Raw genomic sequence first — 18,573 nt, 5'->3', positions numbered from 1 at the left:
AAAATTTCTGGGACATCTTTCTTATCGCTGAGACTGATAAGCTTGAGCTTGATGTCACGCTTATCTTGTTCGTTCAATAAATTATTGAGCACAGCACTCGGACGCAAGACGCTGGCCACCAGACCCAGGGTAGCTTCCAGATTGTGAGTGAGTGACTGTGGATGTGCATTAAAAACGCCGGACTTCGTTGCGGCAGTAATCAAGATAATGCTCAATTGATTATTTTGTTCTTGCACCACGACGATAGGCTCGGTCGCGAGGGTGCGCTTGCTGGTCACTGCAGACTGTATGCTCTGGCGTCGATTTGCGATGGAATACAAATCAAATCCAAATGCTTTTTCGTTGCCTTTGAAAGGAGCTATATAGAGTATTGGAAAATACAAATCACGCGTGCTAGCCGTCTTTAGCGTTTTTTGTTGATCACGTTCACGTAGCGTAAATTCGGTCTGTAAAATTTGCGATTGTCGCACCTCAAAATTAGCGCGTTCGGCGTGCACGAGTTTCGGCGCCCATTCTACCGCCAGTAATTCATCTTTATGCTGCAATAAAGGTACAGCAATTGCCTCAAATTGTTTTGAGCTAATTTCAGGAAAATTTTCGAACACACTTGCTAATTCCTTTTGCCCTTCAACATGCGCTTGCAATCGTGCCTGAAATGCGTGGGAAATACTTTGCAAGCGATGTCTAAATTCCTGCCCTTGTCTATCTTGTTCCCAATCACGAACAGTGACGTAAATTGCGACCATCAAGACCAAAATTAATAACTGCGGCAACATCACCGAATAGCGCCGCCCCGCCCAGAGACGACGCGGCTCTGCAAATAAAACAAAAATCACCGGCGTTACCACCAACACGCCCAAACTGTCGCCGCCCCACCATGTAATCCAATTACCAAACGCAACATTGCTCGGCATGATCCCGACCGCAACTAAGGTCGCTATCCCCACGCTAGCATTGATGAGGCAGGCGATTGGCCCTGCCAAGAGCATGAACTTCAGAATTTCATTGTGATGATTCAACTCCAAAGGCGTTGGTAATATTTTTCTTACTAACCAAGTTCCAATCGCCGCTTGTAGCATAGCTCCAATCGCAATTGCTCCCGCCAAGATCCATGCGATGTGAGACAAAGCGTGCTGGGTTTCCCAAGTAATCCACAAATTCAAGAGCAAAGACCCCAGAGCGACGCCAGGCGCTAAGCGATATCCACCTATCAGAACTGCAGCCACAGCGAGACCCGCTGGCGGGTAAATCGCCATCGCATAGCCGGGCGGAATCGCCAATAGCAAAGACAAACGCCCTAACACCAAGTAAGCAAACGCCAGTATTACGATACGTAATAAACTGGAGGGAGACTGAAAAATTTCTGTCACGGTCTTGGCAAACATCGTTGAGTTCCAAATTTATTTGACTGACCAAAATGATGTAACCATGCTCGCTGAAATAGAGAAAGTCGGCAACAAACAATCGTGGGTAATTGATTGTCAGTGAATTTACGAGGCTTAGCAAGGCAAGCAGTTATCCTCGCAAAGGTGGTGTTGTCAAATAAAAACGATCATGCTCATATTCATTGCGACACTCGATAGATTCTCTGATGTAGCTTGGGTGAAAAACTTAAAGAAATGCGCATAAAATCATTTACTTGTTACAATAAAACAACCCCATATCCCTATATAGTCGCTTACGCAAATTGCGATCAATAAGCGAACAATAAACAAACAAATTCACTGTCATAAGAATCCTAGAAACAAAGTCTCTCAACACAAGCAATACTCAAAGGTCAAACCAACGCGCTTGATTTTTTTTCAATGTACCGTTGGCTTCGATTTTTTGAAAACCTGATTCAAACTTTGCCAATAATGTGATTCCTTGTGGATGCTTCAAACTAAATCCTATAGAGCCCAATTGCACACCACAATTAAACGCAAATCGCACTTTGTCACCGGTGTCAGATAATTGAATCTTCCGCGACTTTGGTTCAAAATCATTCGTCATGATAATCGCAGCCGAAAAACGCTTGGCTGCCAACATCTTGAGGCTATTTTGGTCGGTTACCGCTTCAACGAAAACAACACCTTCTTTACTCAAACCCAAAATTTCTTCTGGATATTCATAGCCTCGGGTGATACCCAAGCGCATATCTTTTTCAAACTTGCATTCCGCATTGAGCTTACGTGGGATAGGGTGTTCGACATGCTCAAACACATCTGCATTCACTTTGAACAAGGGCTTAGTTGAAAATCGCAAAACACCGTTAAATTCCGGCAACCAACCCATGCTAAAACAGGCGGGAACTGCAGCAGACAGTACTTGTGATTTACAGCGTGAATAGGGAACGACTTCTAGCTTAACAGGCACATCAACTGCCTGAAATGCTGCCAACACGACTTCATTGGCGTAGCCACTACCATCGGGGTACGACCAAGGTTCGGCGGCGTCTTCGACCATGATGCGAATAGCTCCTCGCTGTGCGTGCACAGAAGATGCAATCGACAACAGTGCGCAAGCTAAGAAGACAGCTGGGAGTTTCGCAGTATAGGAAATTCGGAGAGAAGTAGAATGCATAAGTTTTTTTCAACTGAGTCATATCCAATCACCCGTATTAACTTACAACATTTCTAGAATAAAAACTGCTTTTCCGATTCAAATACTTAGAAAAAAACAAAGCCGGACTACAAATACTTTGCAGTCCGGCTGTTTTTGGCTGTTTTGGGTGTTTGTCGCTATTTACACAACAATCCTACTTCTTCAATTCAGTCCGCCAATTTAGGCGCGTGCAGGTATTCCTAAAATTTGCCTTGCCTCAGCCGGCGTTGCGACAGCTCTATCCATTTCACGACTAATACGAGCGACGCGCTCAACTAATTGCGCATTACTGGTCGCCAATTCACCTTTGCGGTAATAGACATTGTCTTCGAACCCGACGCGTACGTGACCACCTAACAGAATCGCCATGGTCGCCAGCGGTAATTGTGCAGCACCGATACCTGCGACGGTCCAACTCGCTTCTGCCGGCAATTGCGAACGCATATACATCAAAGCCTCTGGCGTACCCGCCATCGCACCTGGAATGCCGAGTACAAAGTCCACATGCAACGGTGCAGTGATCAAACCTTTTTTCAGCCAACGATTGACGGTGCTAATCATGCCGCTGTCGAACACTTCATATTCAATTTTGACGCCGAGCTCTTTCATCGTATTCGCGAAAATATCCATGTCGTCGGGGTGATTCATGAAGACATCGCCACCGAAATTGACGGAGCCCATAGACAGGGTCGCCATTTCTGGTTTGAGCGTGACGGGGGCGAGACGCTCTTGTGCTGTCATGCCGACCGCGCCGCCAGTCGACACTTGTACGATCACGTCACAACGTTCGCGGACTTTGTTGATGATTTGGCGATAGACTTCTTTGTCTTGGGTTGGTGTGCCGTCGTCGTAGCGACCGTGTACGTGGACAATGGAAGCTCCTGCTTTCGCGCATTCAAAGGCGGCATCGGCGATTTCGTCTGGGGTGATGGGGAGGTTTGGTTGTTGTTCGCGGGTGACTTCTGCGCCGGTTAGGGCTGCGGTGATGATGAGTTTTTCCATGTTTTTGCCTCGTTTTTTGCGCGATGTTACGCTGACTAATTTTTATTGTTTGAAGTGATTTTTATTTTGCTTTTTCACTTCAATTCTCATACTAATCAATTTGTTCATTTGTAGGGCGGGTGCAACCCGCGCTGTTCTGCATCTTGTACTTCTTACTGACGTTCTTGCTTGCTCGTTTTTTGTCCTGTCGACGTTTTTTATACTTCGTATTGACGTTCTCGCTGGCACACAGTTTACAGGTCGGGTGTGGCCCGACAGCCAATTACCTTTTTTGCTTCGCCAAAAAAGGTAATCCAAAAAAGGCGACCGTAGACTCGCCCTGCGGGTGCTTACGCTGCGCTCCAGCATAATTTGTGCATTACCAAAAATGGGAAAGTGTTGAAACTCGCTTCGCTCAGACAACAACACTTTCTTATCCATTTTCGGTAAAGCACAAATTACATCGTCTCAAACGGGGGTAGGTCAAAAACAAAGTCAAAATCAAGAACAAAAACAACGACCTACAACTGCTATTCGAGGAATGAACGTCCATCGGTACTGATTGTTTTGGTGTTGCTTTTGGTGTTGCTTTTGACTTTGTTTTTGACTTTAACGCCGTTCCACTTCTGACACTGCCAATTGTGCGGGACAGAAAATGGATAAAGAAAGTGGCGTTGTTTGAGCGTAGCGAGTTTCGACACTTTCCCATTTTTTGTCCTGCTCAATTGGGAAGCCGAAGGCCAGTGGCAGCGTGGTCGCCTTTCTTTGCTTACTTTCTTTGGCGAAGCAAAGAAAGTAAGTGGCTGTCGGGCCACACCCGACCTACTAAACAACGAACAACAAGCAAGGTCAAATCAAAACCAAAACAAGAACGTATCCAAATGGAAATGCACACCAACATCCAATCGCGCTTAAACCCATCCCCATCCCAACCTTCCCCTTGAAGGGGAAGGAGTAAGGTCAACGCACTGCGCAAATCAATTAACGCTTAATCCGCTGAAAATCCGCCGGCACCACACAAGTCCCAGAAGCCTTACAAACAACGACAGGCTCATCCAACACATCCGCAGCAGAAACCTGCCCCGCAATCTTCGCAGGCGAAATTACCTTACGCGCTTCAAATTCCATCTTACGCGACGTCTTGCCCATAGAAACAATACGACCTGTCGCTTCAATATAATCACCCGCAAACACTGGGGCCATAAATTGCACATTGTCGTAAGCCACAAACAAACCTTCATCGCCATCGCTACGAATCAAGAGTTCCGTGGCGACATCGCCAAACAAATTCAACATCTTCGCGCCATCGACCAGATCGCCTGCATAGTGCGCATCATGCGAACCCATACGCAGACGAATCAGGCTCGTGTATTTGGATAAATCTTCCATTACCACCCTCTCAATTTTTTGACTTATTTTGACTTAAGCCGCCTTGCGTTTAATCCATTCATGAATCGCAAACGACGCCACATCTTCAGCATACGACTTAGTCCCAAAGCCAGCATCGTAACCTAGTTCTTTCGCCAATTCGTGGCTGATACGCGGACCACCAACAACCAAGATCACTTTATCACGCAAACCTTCTGCCTCTAACAAATCAGACAGTTTGGTCAAATTATCGAGATGAATATTTTTCTGCGTCACCACTTGCGAAACCAAAATCACATCGGCTTTTTCTTCAATTGCACGGGCAATCAATTCTTCTGAATCGACCTGCGCACCCATATTGATGGCACGCACTTCGTGATAGCTCTCTAAACCTTTATGGCCGTTGTAGCCTTTCATGTTCATGATCGCATCAATGCCGACGGTATGCGCGTCGGTCTCAATACAAGCACCGATCACGACCATACGACGTCCCATTTTTTCGGCGATCAGGGCATTAATACCGTCTTTGTCCAAGGTTTCGTATTCTGGCTTCACGACCTGGAAGCTCGATAAATCGACCTGATGTTTGCACTGACCATACACCACGTAAAAACTAAAGCCCTTACCCATGTCTTCACAATGCACGACTGCTGGCTCTTCCAAGCCCATCAACAAAGCCAGACGTTTCGCGCCTTCTTTGGAGGTTTCATCGAGTGCGACTGGTAAAGTGAAAGAGACCTGTACACGACCATCATTCATGGTGTCGCCGTAAGGCTTAACCCATTGCTCTGGTTTTTTGATATCAGCCATTGTTGTCATGTTTTTCTCCTTAAGCTGCTGCCGTGTTCAACATCAAATGCGGGAAGGGATTGTAATAATCCGGTGCTTTGCTGATCACGCCTGCCAGACCTTTACCGCCAGTTGGTGTGCGTGAAATTTCTGCAAATGTGCCTTTGCCAATCGCGGCCGACAGACCCATTTTTTCAATATCTGCCAAGATACTTTCGGTTTCTGCCAAGACTTCTTGCGCACGCGTTTCTATCAAACCGCCAGACTTAAATTCGATTTCAGAATGCAGATCTTTCATGGTGCCAAACACGTACTTGGCATTTTGAATGGCGAGGAAGCGATCTTGAATGAATGGTGTATGAATCGCCTCAGTCATCATGCCAAGCAAGTGAATATTTTGATTCGTCACCGTGCTGACGATATTGAACAAAGTATCTTGTACCTGACCTTTAAAAATATTACCCGTCATGTGCTTGGTCGGTGGCATGTATTTCAATGCGGCGTCTGGGAAAACCTGACGCACTAATTGCGCATGCGCCATCTCCCATAAGAAGCCGTTTTCTAATTCTGGGTGAATTTCAAATGCATGACCGAGACCCATTTGATCTGGCTGCAAACCGGACAAATACGCGAACTGTTCGTTAATTAATTGCGATGCCAACACCGTATGTGCGGCTTCATAGGCATCAGCAGTCGTCAGATAGTTATCTTCACCAGTGTTGATGATAATGCCCGCGTAGGCATTCACCATACGTGAGAAAAATTGATCGATGAAAGTGCGCTTCATATTGATGTCGCGGAAAATGATGCCGTACATGGAATCATTCAGCATCATATCCAGACGCTCAATCGCGCCCATCGCCGCGATCTCTGGCATACATAGGCCTGAGCAATAGTTCGTCAGGCGAATATAGCGTCCGAGTTTTTCACCGACTTCATCCAAAGCAGCGCGCATCAGTTTGAAGTTTTCTTGCGTCGCATACGTGCCGCCGAAGCCTTCTGTGGTTGCGCCGTAAGGTACATAGTCGAGCAAACTTTGACCAGTAGAACGGATCACCGCGACAATGTCCGCGCCCTGCTCGGCCGCCGCACGTGCTTGCACCACGTCTTCATAAATATTACCAGTCGCAACGATCAGATACAGCCACGGGGTTGGTGCTTCGCCCATAGTTTCGATTTGCTTGGCACGGAATGTACGTTGATTCGCAATGTGTTCGCACATCAATGCGGCTTGTGCTTCAGTTGCCTTGCGCGCAGCATCTGCATCTTTTGGCAAAGTCAAAGTCAGTGTGCCTTTGGATACGGCTTCGGCTACTTCTTGCGCACTCATATTCTGTTCCTGCATGGCAGCGACCACGATCGGTGCTGCGCCATGTTGCAAGATGTTTTGCGCTTGCAAATGATCAACAACCACATTCGGCAAAGGCACATAATTTTCATCAATGCCATCGATACCCAGCAAACGCAAAGTCGCGCGCTCTACTGTCGTCGTTGTGTACTGCGACATTTCATCGAAGACCTGACGCGCGATGCGGCGGGCGGAATCACGTGCGCGATCGATTTGTGCCTGATCTAATTGTAAATGGCTCATGCTGCTTCTCCTGTTTCTGTAATAGTGCTTGCGCAAAATTGTCTCAGCTAGGCGTGTCACCGAAGGCAGTACATTTGTACGACAAGGTGACACAACAACGCTGAGGCGGTTTTGCGCAGGCGTTATTTAATTTTTTCGTCCGATGTCGCTTCTAGCACAACATCACACACGTCATAGCCGACAAACGCATCTCTCGCCACATCCAAAAACTCAGCAGCCTCAAAGCTGCCACCCATGGGCGAAAATGGATTCAAGGTGATCCCGGTCAAATTGATGCCGCGATACCCGACTAATTTCGCACCGAGTTTTTGAAAGATCAATAAATCGGTATTTTCTATAAATAATTTCGTGCCATCGGCAACCACCACGGTCAATGCAGGATGACGTTCTGCCAAGCTGCTCAAAGCGCGCCATAGATTGCGCCCGACTGCGCCACTGACAGCGATTGTGCCTACATCTGCATCGAGGAACTCCATCAGTTTTGCACCTGCATTCAGGGTTGCAATTTCCTCCAAGAAGAGCGTCTTACCATCCTGATCCCAAACACCAACGCCGCCTTGCGTGAATACCGCTTCACATTGCGCTTTGACGCTTGCATCCGCTTGTTTGATGCCGAGGATGCCGAGGCGATCACGCGTCTTGCGGATCACATCTTGTATGCCGCCGCCGATAGCTGCACCCGTCGCCAAAATCACGCCATCTGCAATCGCTGGTGAAGCATGATGACTACGGCCTAAGGCACCGTCCAAAATCACTAGGCTAGCGCCACACTGACGTAGGCGTGCAATCACTTTTAATTGGTCTGTGCCACGCGACGCACCGGCTACTTCCATCTCGCCGTATTCCAGGACTTTGACGACCAAAATCTCACCCATAGGGCTATCGATTTGGGTCGAGTCAATCAACTTCCAGCGCACTTTAGCGCGTTGCAAAGTCTCACGTGCAGTAGCGACCAGATTGCCCGGCCACACCATAATCGGTGGTTTAGGATTAAAAAATACTTGATCTCTATCTTCGCCGTCGCGACCGATTGAAGTCAGACCGATATCAACTTGCGCTGCCGCTGCTTGCGCCAGTACATGATTCATCGCTACCGTCTTACCAGTATTTTTGGTCATACCCATGACCGCTAAAGTTTGCATGCCACTGTCGTGTATGCGTTGCCATAGCGGGCTGGTTTGTATATTACCTAAAGTGGGATTTTTGAACTCCATCGTCAGTGACTTTCTATGTGATTAAACGTAGAGTTCCGTGAACAACTGGCGCAGTTTTTCACTCTCACGCAATAAGGCTAAAGAGTGTTCTGCATGGCCAGTCGCATAACCATTACCGACGATCATTTCCACATCTTTGCCAACGCCTTCCGCGCCGAGTGCTGCGGCGGTGAAGCTGGTTGCCATCGAGAAGAAATAGATCTTGCCGTGCTGTTTAGTCGACAGGATACTGCCCATTTCAGTGTTTTGAATATTCACGCAATTGATGACTAAATCCGCCATCGCGCCATTTGTGACTTTCGACACCGCTTCCATCAAAGCTAAGGCATTGGTCGCATCAACCTGCAGAGTATGATCTGCCCAACCCAATTCTTGCATGCGTTGGCAATCTTTTTCAAATGGTGAGACGCCGATCACGCAACCATTTTTACCAGCGCGTTTTTTAGCTTCATAAACACATAAAGTGCCGGATTTCCCACCACCACCGATCACAACCACGGTGTCGCCTTCTTTCACTAAACGTGCGGTCTGCGCAGGTGCACCGGCCACGTCCAAAATCGCCAGCGCCATCTTTTCGTCAATGTCATCCGGGAGTTTGGCGTACAGGCCGGTTTCAAACAAAATCGCCTTACCTTTGATTTCGATTTGATCTTTTTGCATATGGATCTTAACGATTTCGTCGATGCGCAAAGGCGTCAAAGACAAAGAGACCAGCGTGGCAATCTTGTCGCCGACTTTCAGATCTATTTTATCTGCGAGTGCAGAGCCGATTTCTAAGATAGTGCCGATCAACATACCGCCGGAGCCTGTCACAGGGTTGTGATGCTTGCCGCGCTTTTCGACGATGCCTTTCACGATCTCAGCCACTTTGGCTACATCGCCATTCGCTTCTTGTTTGATTTGCGTAAAGCTGGCTGCGTCAATATTTAAGGCAGAAACATCGATCAGAATTTCGTTATCGGTGATCTCCATGGTGTTATCGATTTTCCATGCACCTTGAGGCAATACGCCTAGAGGTTCTATGACGCGATGAATACCGTATGGGGAGCTTGGTGTTGTGAATTTCATGATGGGTTGAATGGAGTAATTGTTGGATAAGTGCCGCAAATATCCCCTCTCCCGCAAGCGGGAGAGAGTTAGGGTGAGGGTGATTGAAATTACTGCATCGCTTGGAAAAACCAATGCCGAAATTCATTCCATTAACGACTGACATTCAATGCTGAACGCCCCTCATCCCTACCCTTCTCCCGCTTGCGGGAGAAGGGCTTCAATACCGAAGCAAATTAGTTACGTAAATTAATTACTACGCGTAGGCAAACTAAAGTTATGACCCAAGCCAGGCATATCAATCGTCATACCTTTGTAGTTACGGCATTTCACCGTTGTACCGCTACCATCAGGTAATTCTTCTTCACGTACATAAGTAGGAATGATAGGCAATTTACCCAAACCACCCAAGCCATCAACCACGAAGGTTGGTACTGCTGGACCACTGATCCAACCACGCAAGCCTTCATACAATTCAATCATACGGTGATGTGGCACGATGAAATGTGCAGCACCTTCGACCATATCTGTGGAATACACGTAGTAAGGACGCACACCCATTTCTATGGTTTGCATAAACAAATCACGCATGACTTCGACGTCATCATTCACGCCCTTCAGACAGACAGTTTGCAAGCCCATCATGATGCCGGCTTTTTGTATCATCTTCACGCGTTGACGCAGCAAAGGTGTGATTTCTTTTGGGTGACCAATATGGATATTGATCATCTGTACGCGATGCTTTTCCAATACCGCGCACAACTCTGGTGTGACGCGTGTTGGTAATTGCACGACCATACGTGAACCCATACGCAAGAAACGAACATGCGGTGCACGACGGCGCAATTCGCCGAGGATGTAATCCAAACGCTCATCGGTAAATGTCAATGGATCACCACCAGACAAGAGTACGTCGTCAATCTGTGGATTGCTGGCGATGTAATCGATAGAAGCTTCGATTTCATCTTTTGCTACTGAGCCGTCTGGTTGTGACACCATACGCTTACGTGTGCAGAAACGGCACAAAGTCGCGCAGGTATTCGAGACCAGGAACAACACGCGACGCGGGTAACGATGCACCACGCTAGTACCAGGAATCGTATCGCCTTCTTCACCTAATTGGTCCAAAGAAGTGGCGAAACCTGGAATGGTTTGTTCATGATGCGAAGGCATGTATTGCAAACGAATAGGGCAATTTGGATCATCTTTGTCCATCAATTGCGCCATGTACGGTGTGATCGCCACCGCAAATTTTTTGTAGACTGTGTTATCCACGTCTTCCACATTATTCAATACGCCCATCAATTCAGAATGGTGAGAATAACGACGGGTAAATTGTTTCTGCCAGGATTCAGACTCTGGATCGTATGCGTCTAATTCTTCGCGCGTCAGTAATTTTTTGATAGGATTGAATTCGACTTTTTGATCCATGATGTCTCTCTCTTTATATAGCTAATCAAAGCCAGTAAGCGGCAAAATAAGGTGAATACCCATGTGGGTGACAGGGAGACAGTGTAAAGACGAGTTGTGCCGCCACAAACGCACAAAATGACTTAAACATCAGGAAAAAATCAGTCATAATGTATGACATTCATACAAATCGCCTGAAATCTAGCCTAAATCCGCCATGCCCAACAAGATAGACCCGCTCGACCAGCAAATCATTGACCTACTCAAAGTAAATGCCCGCTTACCCATCGTCGCGATGGCAAAAGCCTTAGGCTGCGCACGTAGCACAGCTCAGTTACGTTTAAAGTCATTAGAAGACCGCGGCATCATCAGCGGCTACACAGTAGACATCTCAGTCAGCCGCAGCCGCCCCAGCATACGCGCGATGGTCTTGATTTCAATAGAATCGCAGCATGAGCCAGAAATCATGCGCGCACTGACCAAGCGCCATGAAATCATCAAGCTCTATACCGTCAGTGGTCGCTACGATTTGTGTGCCATGCTATCAACCGAATCAACCCACGAACTCGATGCGGTGATTGATAAGATACGTTTGATTAAAGGAGTGGTGGATACTTTTTCGACGATTTTGTTGTCGACTAAGTTGGATAGGCCGGAGTGAGGTACATCTCCGAAAAATACATCGTACTCATGTCAACACGGTGTATTCACAAATAGAGATTTCATAACTGCTGTCCGATTGATTAGGTACTCTCGCATCAGTTTTTTCGTCTTCAATGGCAGGCAAGGCTGTATTCAACATTTTTTCCACATTTTTCAAAAAATACTTTCGTTTATATGGGTTTATAATTTCTTGAATACAGATGTTTGGTGTTTCGATTGATGTACTTCTCACATGCTTTTGCAATCAGTCGAAATCAAAGCAAGCAATCGATAAGGGCGCTTTCGACAATTTTGTTATCGACTAAATCGGTTATGTTGGGGAGAATATTCTTTCAACGAAATGAGCTTCCGTCGAAATCTGTCTTACCTAGAAAAGGTAAACAGACCTTCCTTTGAACAGACAGAAAATGAAATAAATACCGCGACGACTAAAGGCAATGCAAATTAGCTAGCTTGCATCACACAGAGGAAATTTGTGCGTCGCGTCGTTTACACAATTGGTAAATGAGTTCGTTTTGGGATACTGATTGCCGCGCAATTGAGTAAAAACAAAACGCGAAGATAGATGTGAAGAACTAAGTCAAGAAAAACAATCCCAAAGTCACGCAGGCAAAGCAGGCTATCAAACCTGGTATCAACCAATATTGACGCGGCGAAGTCTGTGTCGTCCTAAGCTTGTCAGAAGTCGATTGCATCGCCACGCTCGCCACCGTTTGTTGGATAACTGTAGGGATAGCCTGATCCAAGATTGGAGGTAGTACGCGATAATATGGCATGGTTTGCTGATTCAAGTAATTGGGATGCGAGATTTGAACACAGCCGGTGACGCTAGTTCTACATTTATCGATGCCTAATTCAGAAGTACGAAAAACCGCCACCAGCAGTAGCATTTTTTAGTACTTCAGACTTGCACTATTTTTTCTCCACGCATACAAAATCAAACCCGCAGCAACTGCAGCTAGTAGATGTTTGATGCTGTGACCGCTAATCATACCAGTGTGTACCAGAATCGCAGCATCGCCAATTTCAGCCAATTTTGCCAATACATAGCCAGCGATCGCAAGGCCAAACAAGATGCGTTGAGATCGTGCGACTGGGTAGATAAATTGCCAGAGTGGGACTAAGACAATCGCCGCCACTTGCAGTCCAAGATACAAACGCAAATCGCCAGTGTGCTGCCACCATACGACAGAACTGACCGCGAACGTCAGCATCAGTAGCAACTCAGCATACCCCAAAAAATTAGCATGGCGATTCCGCGCTCCTGTAATTTGCGATGCGTGCTTTGCTTCGATATGCACCGCCACCAATAAGCTAGCGCAGGCTAAGGCGATAGGCAGGCGGTCCCAAAACAAACGGGCGTCATCGGGTGCCAGATGGTAATAAGTCGAACCCAAGCACGTCGCACAGATACTTAAGGCAAATGCCAGATAAGCGTAATACTGTGCACCGCCCTTCCCGCTGCGCTGCTTTCGATCATGCCCGCAGCGGACAATTCCAAACAGGCCTATCAAGCCGACTATAGCAAAAGGAAGATTACTCAACACATCCAACGCATTTGGAATACCCCAACACGAACTAGCATCGGCAAATTCATGATAATGCGCATACTGAGGGATCGCGCCATGCCATAAGAAGGCCACACTAATTAGCACAACGAAGAAGGTGGGCAGATAAATTAAGCGACTACGCATACGATTCATGACCTCATTATCGGATTGGGAAGAAGCTATGCAGGATGACGCTATCGGCTAAAAATAAAAACTTACTTGGACAAAGTGGCGCGAATTGTGCAAGATAGTCGCAGATGATGATACTCCAACACGATTTTCTTAAACAGGTAGCGCCATGACCGAAATCACTCAACTGCTGAATACAATTAAATACCAACTGAAACAGCAAGCCAAAACCTACCGCGATGTGGCCGAGGCTTTAGATTTATCGGAGGCCAGCATCAAACGCATGTTCAGCGCCAGCAGCGATGCGCCGATTACGATAGAGCGCATAGTACAAATCAGTCATTTCTTGGGATTTAGCCTGGCGGAACTGGCACAAGAAGCCAGTTTGTCGCACGCTCGCTTAACGACCTTGAGCGCAGCACAGGAAAAAGAATTGGTGTCCGATAGCGTATTGCTGATGGTGGCGGTGTGTGCCGTGAATCACTGGAGCCTGGACGACATCCGCAGCATCTATCAATTGAGTGAGCCGGAATGCCTGAAGCACTTACTCAAACTTGATCAGTTACGCCTGATCACCTTACTCCCTGGCAATCGGATCCGCCTCAATATCAGTCGCGATTTTGACTGGTTACCAGGTGGACCGATTCGCACGTATTTTCGCAAAGAAGGCATGGCTGATTTTCTGGATGCGGGCTTTCATGCTGAGATGGAAAACTTCACCTTCACGCATGGCATGTTGACTGAAGCGGCAGTCAATAAATTACAAAATGAATTGCGGCACTTGAAACATAAATTTGCCGAACTGCATGCAGAGAGTATTAGCGCACCACTACATAAACGGCATGGTATAGGCTTGTTAATGGCGATGCGGCCTTGGGAACCGGTCAGTTTTTCTAAATACCGAAAGAAATAAGGACAAAAATAATGAAAAAAACCGCATCCCCACGGTAAAACCGTTTAGTTATTTAGTTAAGCGGAGAGACTCATCGTTTGTCGTTCCCGCGTAGGCGCACTGCTGCCCGGAATAATTTTCTTGACTCTTCAGTCCGTCTTATATAGCTCCTTCCCCTTCAAGGGGAAGGTTGGGATGGGGATGGGTTTCGGTCGATTAACTGTGAGACTTCACCTACCAAAACCCATCCCCACCCTAGCCCTTCCCCGAAAGTGAGAATTCAGGGGAGGGAATTTTCCGCTCATTTTACGTTCAGACTAGTCACTAAAATTTTAAGTCAAATTTTACAAAATTAGCGTCACAATTAATAGGTGCGCCCTTCTTCGATGATTGCCATTTTTCATTCCGGACAGCAGTGCGCATAGGCGGGAACCCAGTGACGTAACAGTTTAAAGACAACTCAATTGACTGCAATTAATTCCACATCAAACACGAGTGTAGCCGCTGGTGGAATCGGACCGCGTCCATCTGGGCCATAAGCTAAATCAGAAGGAATCACCAAAGTACGACGACCACCGACTTTCATTCCCGCCACACCCTGATCCCAGCCTTTGATCACTTGCCCATCACCCAATTGAAAACTGAAGGGCGTACCGCGTGGGATAGAGCTATCAAATTGCTTACCGTGCTTATCAGCGGCAGCGCTATCGTAGAGCCAGCCTGTGTAATGCACAGTCACTTGCTTACCGGATTGCGCTAATGCGCCGTTACCAATGACGGTATCGGTGGTCTGCAGACTAGCGATACCGCTCGCGTCAGCAACTGTGAGCGCCGCGCCGACATCGTCTCGTCCACGATTGCATGCCACTACACTCAAGATCAGACTGAGTATCAGTGCCACTTTAGATACATTAAATAAATTCGATACATTAAACACAGGTGAAAACTTTACGAACATCACACTTCCTTAATAAACAAATAAAAAAATAATCGAGAGAGAAAATAGAGAAAGCGAAGAAAACTCCCATTATAGCGGCCCAGTTCAATACAAAATCCCATGACAGTCGCGAATTGAACTTGCATTCGACGCCTCTAGCCGTTAAGCTGCGCGCTCTTTTTTGTTTTGTGATCTAGCTTCAAGTCGTCAATGTCGAAAATTGACTGCAGCGCCATCCACCCTCATGACCGCCAGCGTATTAATCATCACCGATGTATTCGGTCACACTCCTGCCATCGCTAGTTTGCAACGTTATCTGGGCTTGCCATGTCTGGCTGTATCACCATTCGACGCGGACTTTTCGGTACGCAATGAACAGCAAGCTTATCAAGCATTTATAGCTGCTGGTGGCGTGCAAGCCTATTCGATTAAATTACGCGAATTTGTACGACAACAGCCGCAACTACGTCATGTCATCGGTTTTAGTGCCGGTGCCAGCGCTTGGTGGTTAAGTTGCGCCGAGCACGCGCACGCGATTCAAAGTGCCAGCCTGTTTTATGGTTCCAGAATTCGTGATCACCTAGACATACACAGCGAGTGCGATACGCATTTCATTTTTGCCGAACAAGAAAATGCTTATCAACCGCAATTATTGGTACAGGCATTACGTCAACGCGGACATCAGGCAGAAGTAGCGATAGGTACCAAGCATGGATTTATGAATCCGTATGCGGCTGGATTTTCTTTAAAAGCGCAGACGCATTACCTGGATAGTTTGACGACTAAAGTGCAGATGCGACGTGCCGCCTAAAAAACCGCAAACACTGCATTAATTTTTCTTGTTGACCTCCTTATCAACCGCTTTGTCAACCACAAACGCCACGCTATCGACGTGACCACCAGCATCAATCACCGTGATGTTATGTGCGCCTGCCGAATTAATCACAAAACTTTGGCGCTTTTTGCCGCTAGCATGATCTGTTTGTTTGCCGTCCAACAACCAGTAGTGCTGACCGCTACCGCCAACAGCATCCACTGTGATGACGACATCTTGTTTGCCAGGCGCAGTGCGCAAACGACTGCCGCTATTAATCCCCATCAATTTAATACTACCGACGACATTCGTTTGCGGACAATCAGGTGACCATGGCACCAGACCTAGTTCTTGTTTGCGCTCAGGACTGAGCCAAGCTTCTAACAAAGACGGCCAGCGTGCGACTTCGTGTTGTTGCGCTCTTGGCTGACAATCGGGTGTGGTGCGCAAATGCGTATCGGGATCAAGCCAAAGAGTTTCGACTAAGCTGCGAGCACGCAAGCGATCTGGCAAGCTGGGCGGTATCGTATCTTTTAAAATCCATGCACTCCGCTTGACGTGGCAATGGGCTGCGGCAGTCTGCTCCGCCGCGACACCCAATGGCCAACAGATTTGCGCCGTGCTAACACCTGCAGGTCTTTGCTGACTTAAAGGCGCACTACGTGGCAACGCAAATGCGATTTGCTGCAATAAAGGTGCCGCCACGTTCGCGCCAAAGAAACCGGGATTCGGCGTACCATCGGGGCGACCAACCCAGACGCCCAAGGTGTACCGACCACTAACACCGACTGCCCAGGCATCGCGGAAACCATAGCTAGTGCCGGTCTTCCACGCGAGGCGCACACCACTACCATCGTCTTCAACAAAAGGTTGATCAGGGTGGCCACCGCCTTCCAAAATGCTGCGAATAATAAATGCCGCACCGGCACTCATCATGCGTGCTTCACGCACTGGCGCATCGGGCGTAATGCGCGGTGCACCTGCCATACCTTCCATTGCTAAAGAGCGATACGCGCCGACCAATTCCTCCAAATTCGTCCCCGCACCACCCAGAATCACACTCAAATTTGGCATCGCATCTTTCGGCAAACGCAGACGCAAACCCGCACTCGACAAACGCGCGGTGAAGCGGCTAGAACCTATCCTATCAAGTAAATCCACCGCCGGCACATTGAGTGAACGCTGCAATGCTTCCGACACACTCACAGGGCCAGAAAAACTCGCTTGAAAATTGCCGGGATCATAGCCGCTAAATGATTGCGGTGTATCGGCCAACAAACTCTCAGAATGGATCAAACCATCATCTAAGGCCATCGCATACAAAAAAGGTTTTAAGGTCGATCCCGGCGAGCGTATGCCACGCACCATATCGACATGGCTAAACCGCCGTGTATCAGAAAAATCCGCTGAGCCAGCATAGCCCAACACTTCCATACTTTTGTTATCCATCACCATCGCCGCCATCGATACAAAGCGCGGTAATTGTCCGACCTTATCCGCCAACATGCGCTCCAACAGCGTTTGGATTTCTCTATCTAAGGTCGATTTCACTATCATTGCCTGGCTCAGATTCTCCATTTGCGCAGCATGCGCCGATGATCGCTTTTGTGCATGTTGCCGCTTGCTTGCTTGCCGTAAGCGTTCGGCGGCAAGCGGTGCCAGCCACGCTAAACGCGGTGGATTGGCACCCACTTTTTCGATTAAGGCATCATCCACATCGGCTTGTGTCCAATGCCCTAATTGCGCCATGCGTCGCAATACTTTATCGCGATAAATCTGTGCTTTTTCAGGATGGCGATCCGGGCGTAAACGCGAAGGTGCTTGCGGCAAGACCACGAGCATCGTGGCTTCTGCTGCGGATAAGGTTTGCGCACTTTTGCCAAGATAACTGCGGCTCGCCATTTCCACCCCTTCGACGATGCCGCCCATCGGTGCATGGTTAAGATACAGCGTCAAAATTTCTCGTTTCGACAAACGTAATTCAAGTTGCAATGCACGTGCGATTTGGCGCAATTTGCCGGTTAGACTGCGTGGCACGGGTTCTAGCGCACGTGCTACTTGCATACTCAAAGTCGAACCACCAGAAACGATTTCACCATGCGCCAACCATTGCCAGGCTGCGCGCAATAAGGCCAAAGGATTAACGCCGGGGTGCCAATAAAACCAGCGATCTTCATAAGTTAATAAGGCATCCAGATAATTCTTCGATACCTTGTCCGGCGTCACCGGAAAACGCCACACACCATCGGCATCAGGCCAAGCACGTAGCGGCGTGCCATCACGCGCAACCACAACCATGCCTGGTTCATCGTGGGGAATCGGAGGTGGAAATAACTGATCCGCCAGCAAAGCTAAACTCAATAACAGTGCGAATGAAGCACGTACGGGGTGACGACAACACCACTGCCAGCATCGCTGCATGCGAGAACGAAAAGCGGCGAATGAAAAAGAAGGCATGGCTTAAATTAAAAAACAGAAGCCTGCATTGTAAAAGGAATAAGGACATCAAGCTATGTGCATCACGCGAAAAACAAAAATGCGAGCCACAGAGGCCATGCCATTTAGTTCAGCGAATAAGATGCTCAGTCACACCTCAAAACCCCTC

General features: G+C 47.7%; 15 protein-coding genes and 1 pseudogene. 3 read left to right on the top strand and 13 right to left on the bottom strand.

Annotation, left to right across the window (positions count from 1 at the left end; genetic code table 11):
- Nucleotides 1-35: 35 nt before the first annotated feature.
- From H8K55_RS22315 to H8K55_RS10845, 9 genes and pseudogenes are all read right to left on the bottom strand, one after another.
- Nucleotides 36-1,385 (bottom strand): annotated as a pseudogene (locus tag H8K55_RS22315) (CHASE domain-containing protein); the annotation flags it as partial.
- A 385-nt stretch (nt 1,386-1,770) separates the two neighbouring features.
- Nucleotides 1,771-2,562: a substrate-binding periplasmic protein gene (locus H8K55_RS10880; protein ID WP_186942126.1), complete on the bottom strand. Its 792-nt coding sequence runs from the start codon at nt 2,560-2,562 to the stop codon at nt 1,771-1,773.
- Nucleotides 2,563-2,763: 201 nt separating this feature from the next.
- The gene (gene kce / locus H8K55_RS10875; protein ID WP_186942125.1) at nt 2,764-3,585 is read right to left on the bottom strand and encodes a 3-keto-5-aminohexanoate cleavage enzyme; all 822 of its coding nucleotides are present in this window, start codon (nt 3,583-3,585) and stop codon (nt 2,764-2,766) included.
- A 960-nt stretch (nt 3,586-4,545) separates the two neighbouring features.
- Nucleotides 4,546-4,953 carry a 3-aminobutyryl-CoA ammonia lyase gene (gene kal, locus H8K55_RS10870; RefSeq protein WP_186942124.1) on the bottom strand — a complete coding sequence of 136 codons (408 nt, stop codon included), beginning with the start codon at nt 4,951-4,953 and terminating at the stop codon, nt 4,546-4,548.
- A gap of 33 nt (nt 4,954-4,986) precedes the next feature.
- Nucleotides 4,987-5,751, bottom strand: a complete 765-nt coding sequence (kamE, locus tag H8K55_RS10865) for a lysine 5,6-aminomutase subunit beta (RefSeq protein WP_230408567.1) — start codon at nt 5,749-5,751, stop codon at nt 4,987-4,989.
- 10 nt (nt 5,752-5,761) lie between these two features.
- On the bottom strand, nt 5,762-7,312 hold the full coding sequence (kamD, locus tag H8K55_RS10860) for a lysine 5,6-aminomutase subunit alpha (protein ID WP_186942123.1): 1,551 nt from the start codon (nt 7,310-7,312) through the stop codon (nt 5,762-5,764).
- A gap of 122 nt (nt 7,313-7,434) precedes the next feature.
- Complete coding sequence (gene kamB / locus H8K55_RS10855) at nt 7,435-8,526, bottom strand: lysine 5,6-aminomutase reactivase subunit KamB (RefSeq protein ID WP_186942122.1); 1,092 nt, start codon at nt 8,524-8,526, stop codon at nt 7,435-7,437.
- A 21-nt stretch (nt 8,527-8,547) separates the two neighbouring features.
- A complete protein-coding gene (gene kdd / locus H8K55_RS10850) occupies nt 8,548-9,594 on the bottom strand; it encodes an L-erythro-3,5-diaminohexanoate dehydrogenase (protein WP_186942121.1) in 1,047 nt (348 codons plus the stop codon).
- Nucleotides 9,595-9,822: 228 nt separating this feature from the next.
- Nucleotides 9,823-11,004, bottom strand: a complete 1,182-nt coding sequence (locus H8K55_RS10845) for a KamA family radical SAM protein (protein ID WP_186892698.1) — start codon at nt 11,002-11,004, stop codon at nt 9,823-9,825.
- Between the two features lie 196 nt (nt 11,005-11,200).
- On the opposite strand from H8K55_RS10845, the gene H8K55_RS10840 reads away from it, so the two are divergent.
- Entirely contained in the window at nt 11,201-11,644 is a 444-nt protein-coding gene (locus H8K55_RS10840; RefSeq protein ID WP_222612449.1) for an Lrp/AsnC family transcriptional regulator, read from the top strand.
- Between the two features lie 577 nt (nt 11,645-12,221).
- Here H8K55_RS10840 and H8K55_RS10835 read toward each other — a convergent pair.
- Nucleotides 12,222-12,536 (bottom strand): hypothetical protein, encoded by a 315-nt coding sequence (locus tag H8K55_RS10835; protein WP_186942120.1) that lies wholly within the window; start codon nt 12,534-12,536, stop codon nt 12,222-12,224.
- A 3-nt stretch (nt 12,537-12,539) separates the two neighbouring features.
- Nucleotides 12,540-13,340, bottom strand: coding sequence for a hypothetical protein (locus H8K55_RS10830; RefSeq protein ID WP_186942119.1), 801 nt, complete (start codon nt 13,338-13,340; stop codon nt 12,540-12,542).
- A gap of 154 nt (nt 13,341-13,494) precedes the next feature.
- Here H8K55_RS10830 and H8K55_RS10825 point away from each other — a divergent pair, with 154 nt between their 5' ends.
- Entirely contained in the window at nt 13,495-14,238 is a 744-nt protein-coding gene (locus H8K55_RS10825; protein WP_186942118.1) for a helix-turn-helix domain-containing protein, read from the top strand.
- A gap of 439 nt (nt 14,239-14,677) precedes the next feature.
- On the opposite strand, the gene H8K55_RS10820 is transcribed toward H8K55_RS10825, so the two are convergent.
- On the bottom strand, nt 14,678-15,175 hold the full coding sequence (locus H8K55_RS10820) for an FKBP-type peptidyl-prolyl cis-trans isomerase (RefSeq protein ID WP_186942117.1): 498 nt from the start codon (nt 15,173-15,175) through the stop codon (nt 14,678-14,680).
- A gap of 223 nt (nt 15,176-15,398) precedes the next feature.
- Between H8K55_RS10820 and H8K55_RS10815 the strand changes: the two genes are divergently transcribed.
- Entirely contained in the window at nt 15,399-15,965 is a 567-nt protein-coding gene (locus H8K55_RS10815; protein WP_186942116.1) for a dienelactone hydrolase family protein, read from the top strand.
- Nucleotides 15,966-15,983: 18 nt separating this feature from the next.
- On the opposite strand, the gene pbpC is transcribed toward H8K55_RS10815, so the two are convergent.
- The gene (pbpC, locus tag H8K55_RS10810; RefSeq protein ID WP_186942228.1) at nt 15,984-18,389 is read right to left on the bottom strand and encodes a penicillin-binding protein 1C; all 2,406 of its coding nucleotides are present in this window, start codon (nt 18,387-18,389) and stop codon (nt 15,984-15,986) included.
- Nucleotides 18,390-18,573: the final 184 nt, after the last annotated feature.

It is taken from the genome of Affinundibacterium flavidum, assembly GCF_014284175.1.
GTDB classification, from domain to species: Bacteria; Pseudomonadota; Gammaproteobacteria; order Burkholderiales; family Burkholderiaceae_D; genus Undibacterium; species Undibacterium flavidum.
Note: the sequence above shows the minus strand (reverse complement) of the source record. Positions and strands in the feature narration are given on the sequence as shown.

Coding starts and splice junctions, on each gene's coding strand:
- kamB (WP_186942122.1), bottom strand. CDS start 8,526: ATGGAGTTCAAAAATCCCACTTTAGGTAATATACAAACCAGCCCGCTA.
- H8K55_RS10825 (WP_186942118.1), top strand. CDS start 13,495: ATGACCGAAATCACTCAACTGCTGAATACAATTAAATACCAACTGAAA.
- H8K55_RS10880 (WP_186942126.1), bottom strand. CDS start 2,562: ATGCATTCTACTTCTCTCCGAATTTCCTATACTGCGAAACTCCCAGCT.
- pbpC (WP_186942228.1), bottom strand. CDS start 18,389: ATGCAGCGATGCTGGCAGTGGTGTTGTCGTCACCCCGTACGTGCTTCA.
- H8K55_RS10845 (WP_186892698.1), bottom strand. CDS start 11,004: ATGGATCAAAAAGTCGAATTCAATCCTATCAAAAAATTACTGACGCGC.
- kdd (WP_186942121.1), bottom strand. CDS start 9,594: ATGAAATTCACAACACCAAGCTCCCCATACGGTATTCATCGCGTCATA.
- H8K55_RS10830 (WP_186942119.1), bottom strand. CDS start 13,340: ATGCGTAGTCGCTTAATTTATCTGCCCACCTTCTTCGTTGTGCTAATT.
- kamD (WP_186942123.1), bottom strand. CDS start 7,312: ATGAGCCATTTACAATTAGATCAGGCACAAATCGATCGCGCACGTGAT.
- kamE (WP_230408567.1), bottom strand. CDS start 5,751: ATGACAACAATGGCTGATATCAAAAAACCAGAGCAATGGGTTAAGCCT.
- H8K55_RS10820 (WP_186942117.1), bottom strand. CDS start 15,175: ATGTTCGTAAAGTTTTCACCTGTGTTTAATGTATCGAATTTATTTAAT.
- H8K55_RS10815 (WP_186942116.1), top strand. CDS start 15,399: ATGACCGCCAGCGTATTAATCATCACCGATGTATTCGGTCACACTCCT.
- H8K55_RS10840 (WP_222612449.1), top strand. CDS start 11,201: ATGCCCAACAAGATAGACCCGCTCGACCAGCAAATCATTGACCTACTC.
- kce (WP_186942125.1), bottom strand. CDS start 3,585: ATGGAAAAACTCATCATCACCGCAGCCCTAACCGGCGCAGAAGTCACC.
- H8K55_RS10835 (WP_186942120.1), bottom strand. CDS start 12,536: ATGCTACTGCTGGTGGCGGTTTTTCGTACTTCTGAATTAGGCATCGAT.
- kal (WP_186942124.1), bottom strand. CDS start 4,953: ATGGAAGATTTATCCAAATACACGAGCCTGATTCGTCTGCGTATGGGT.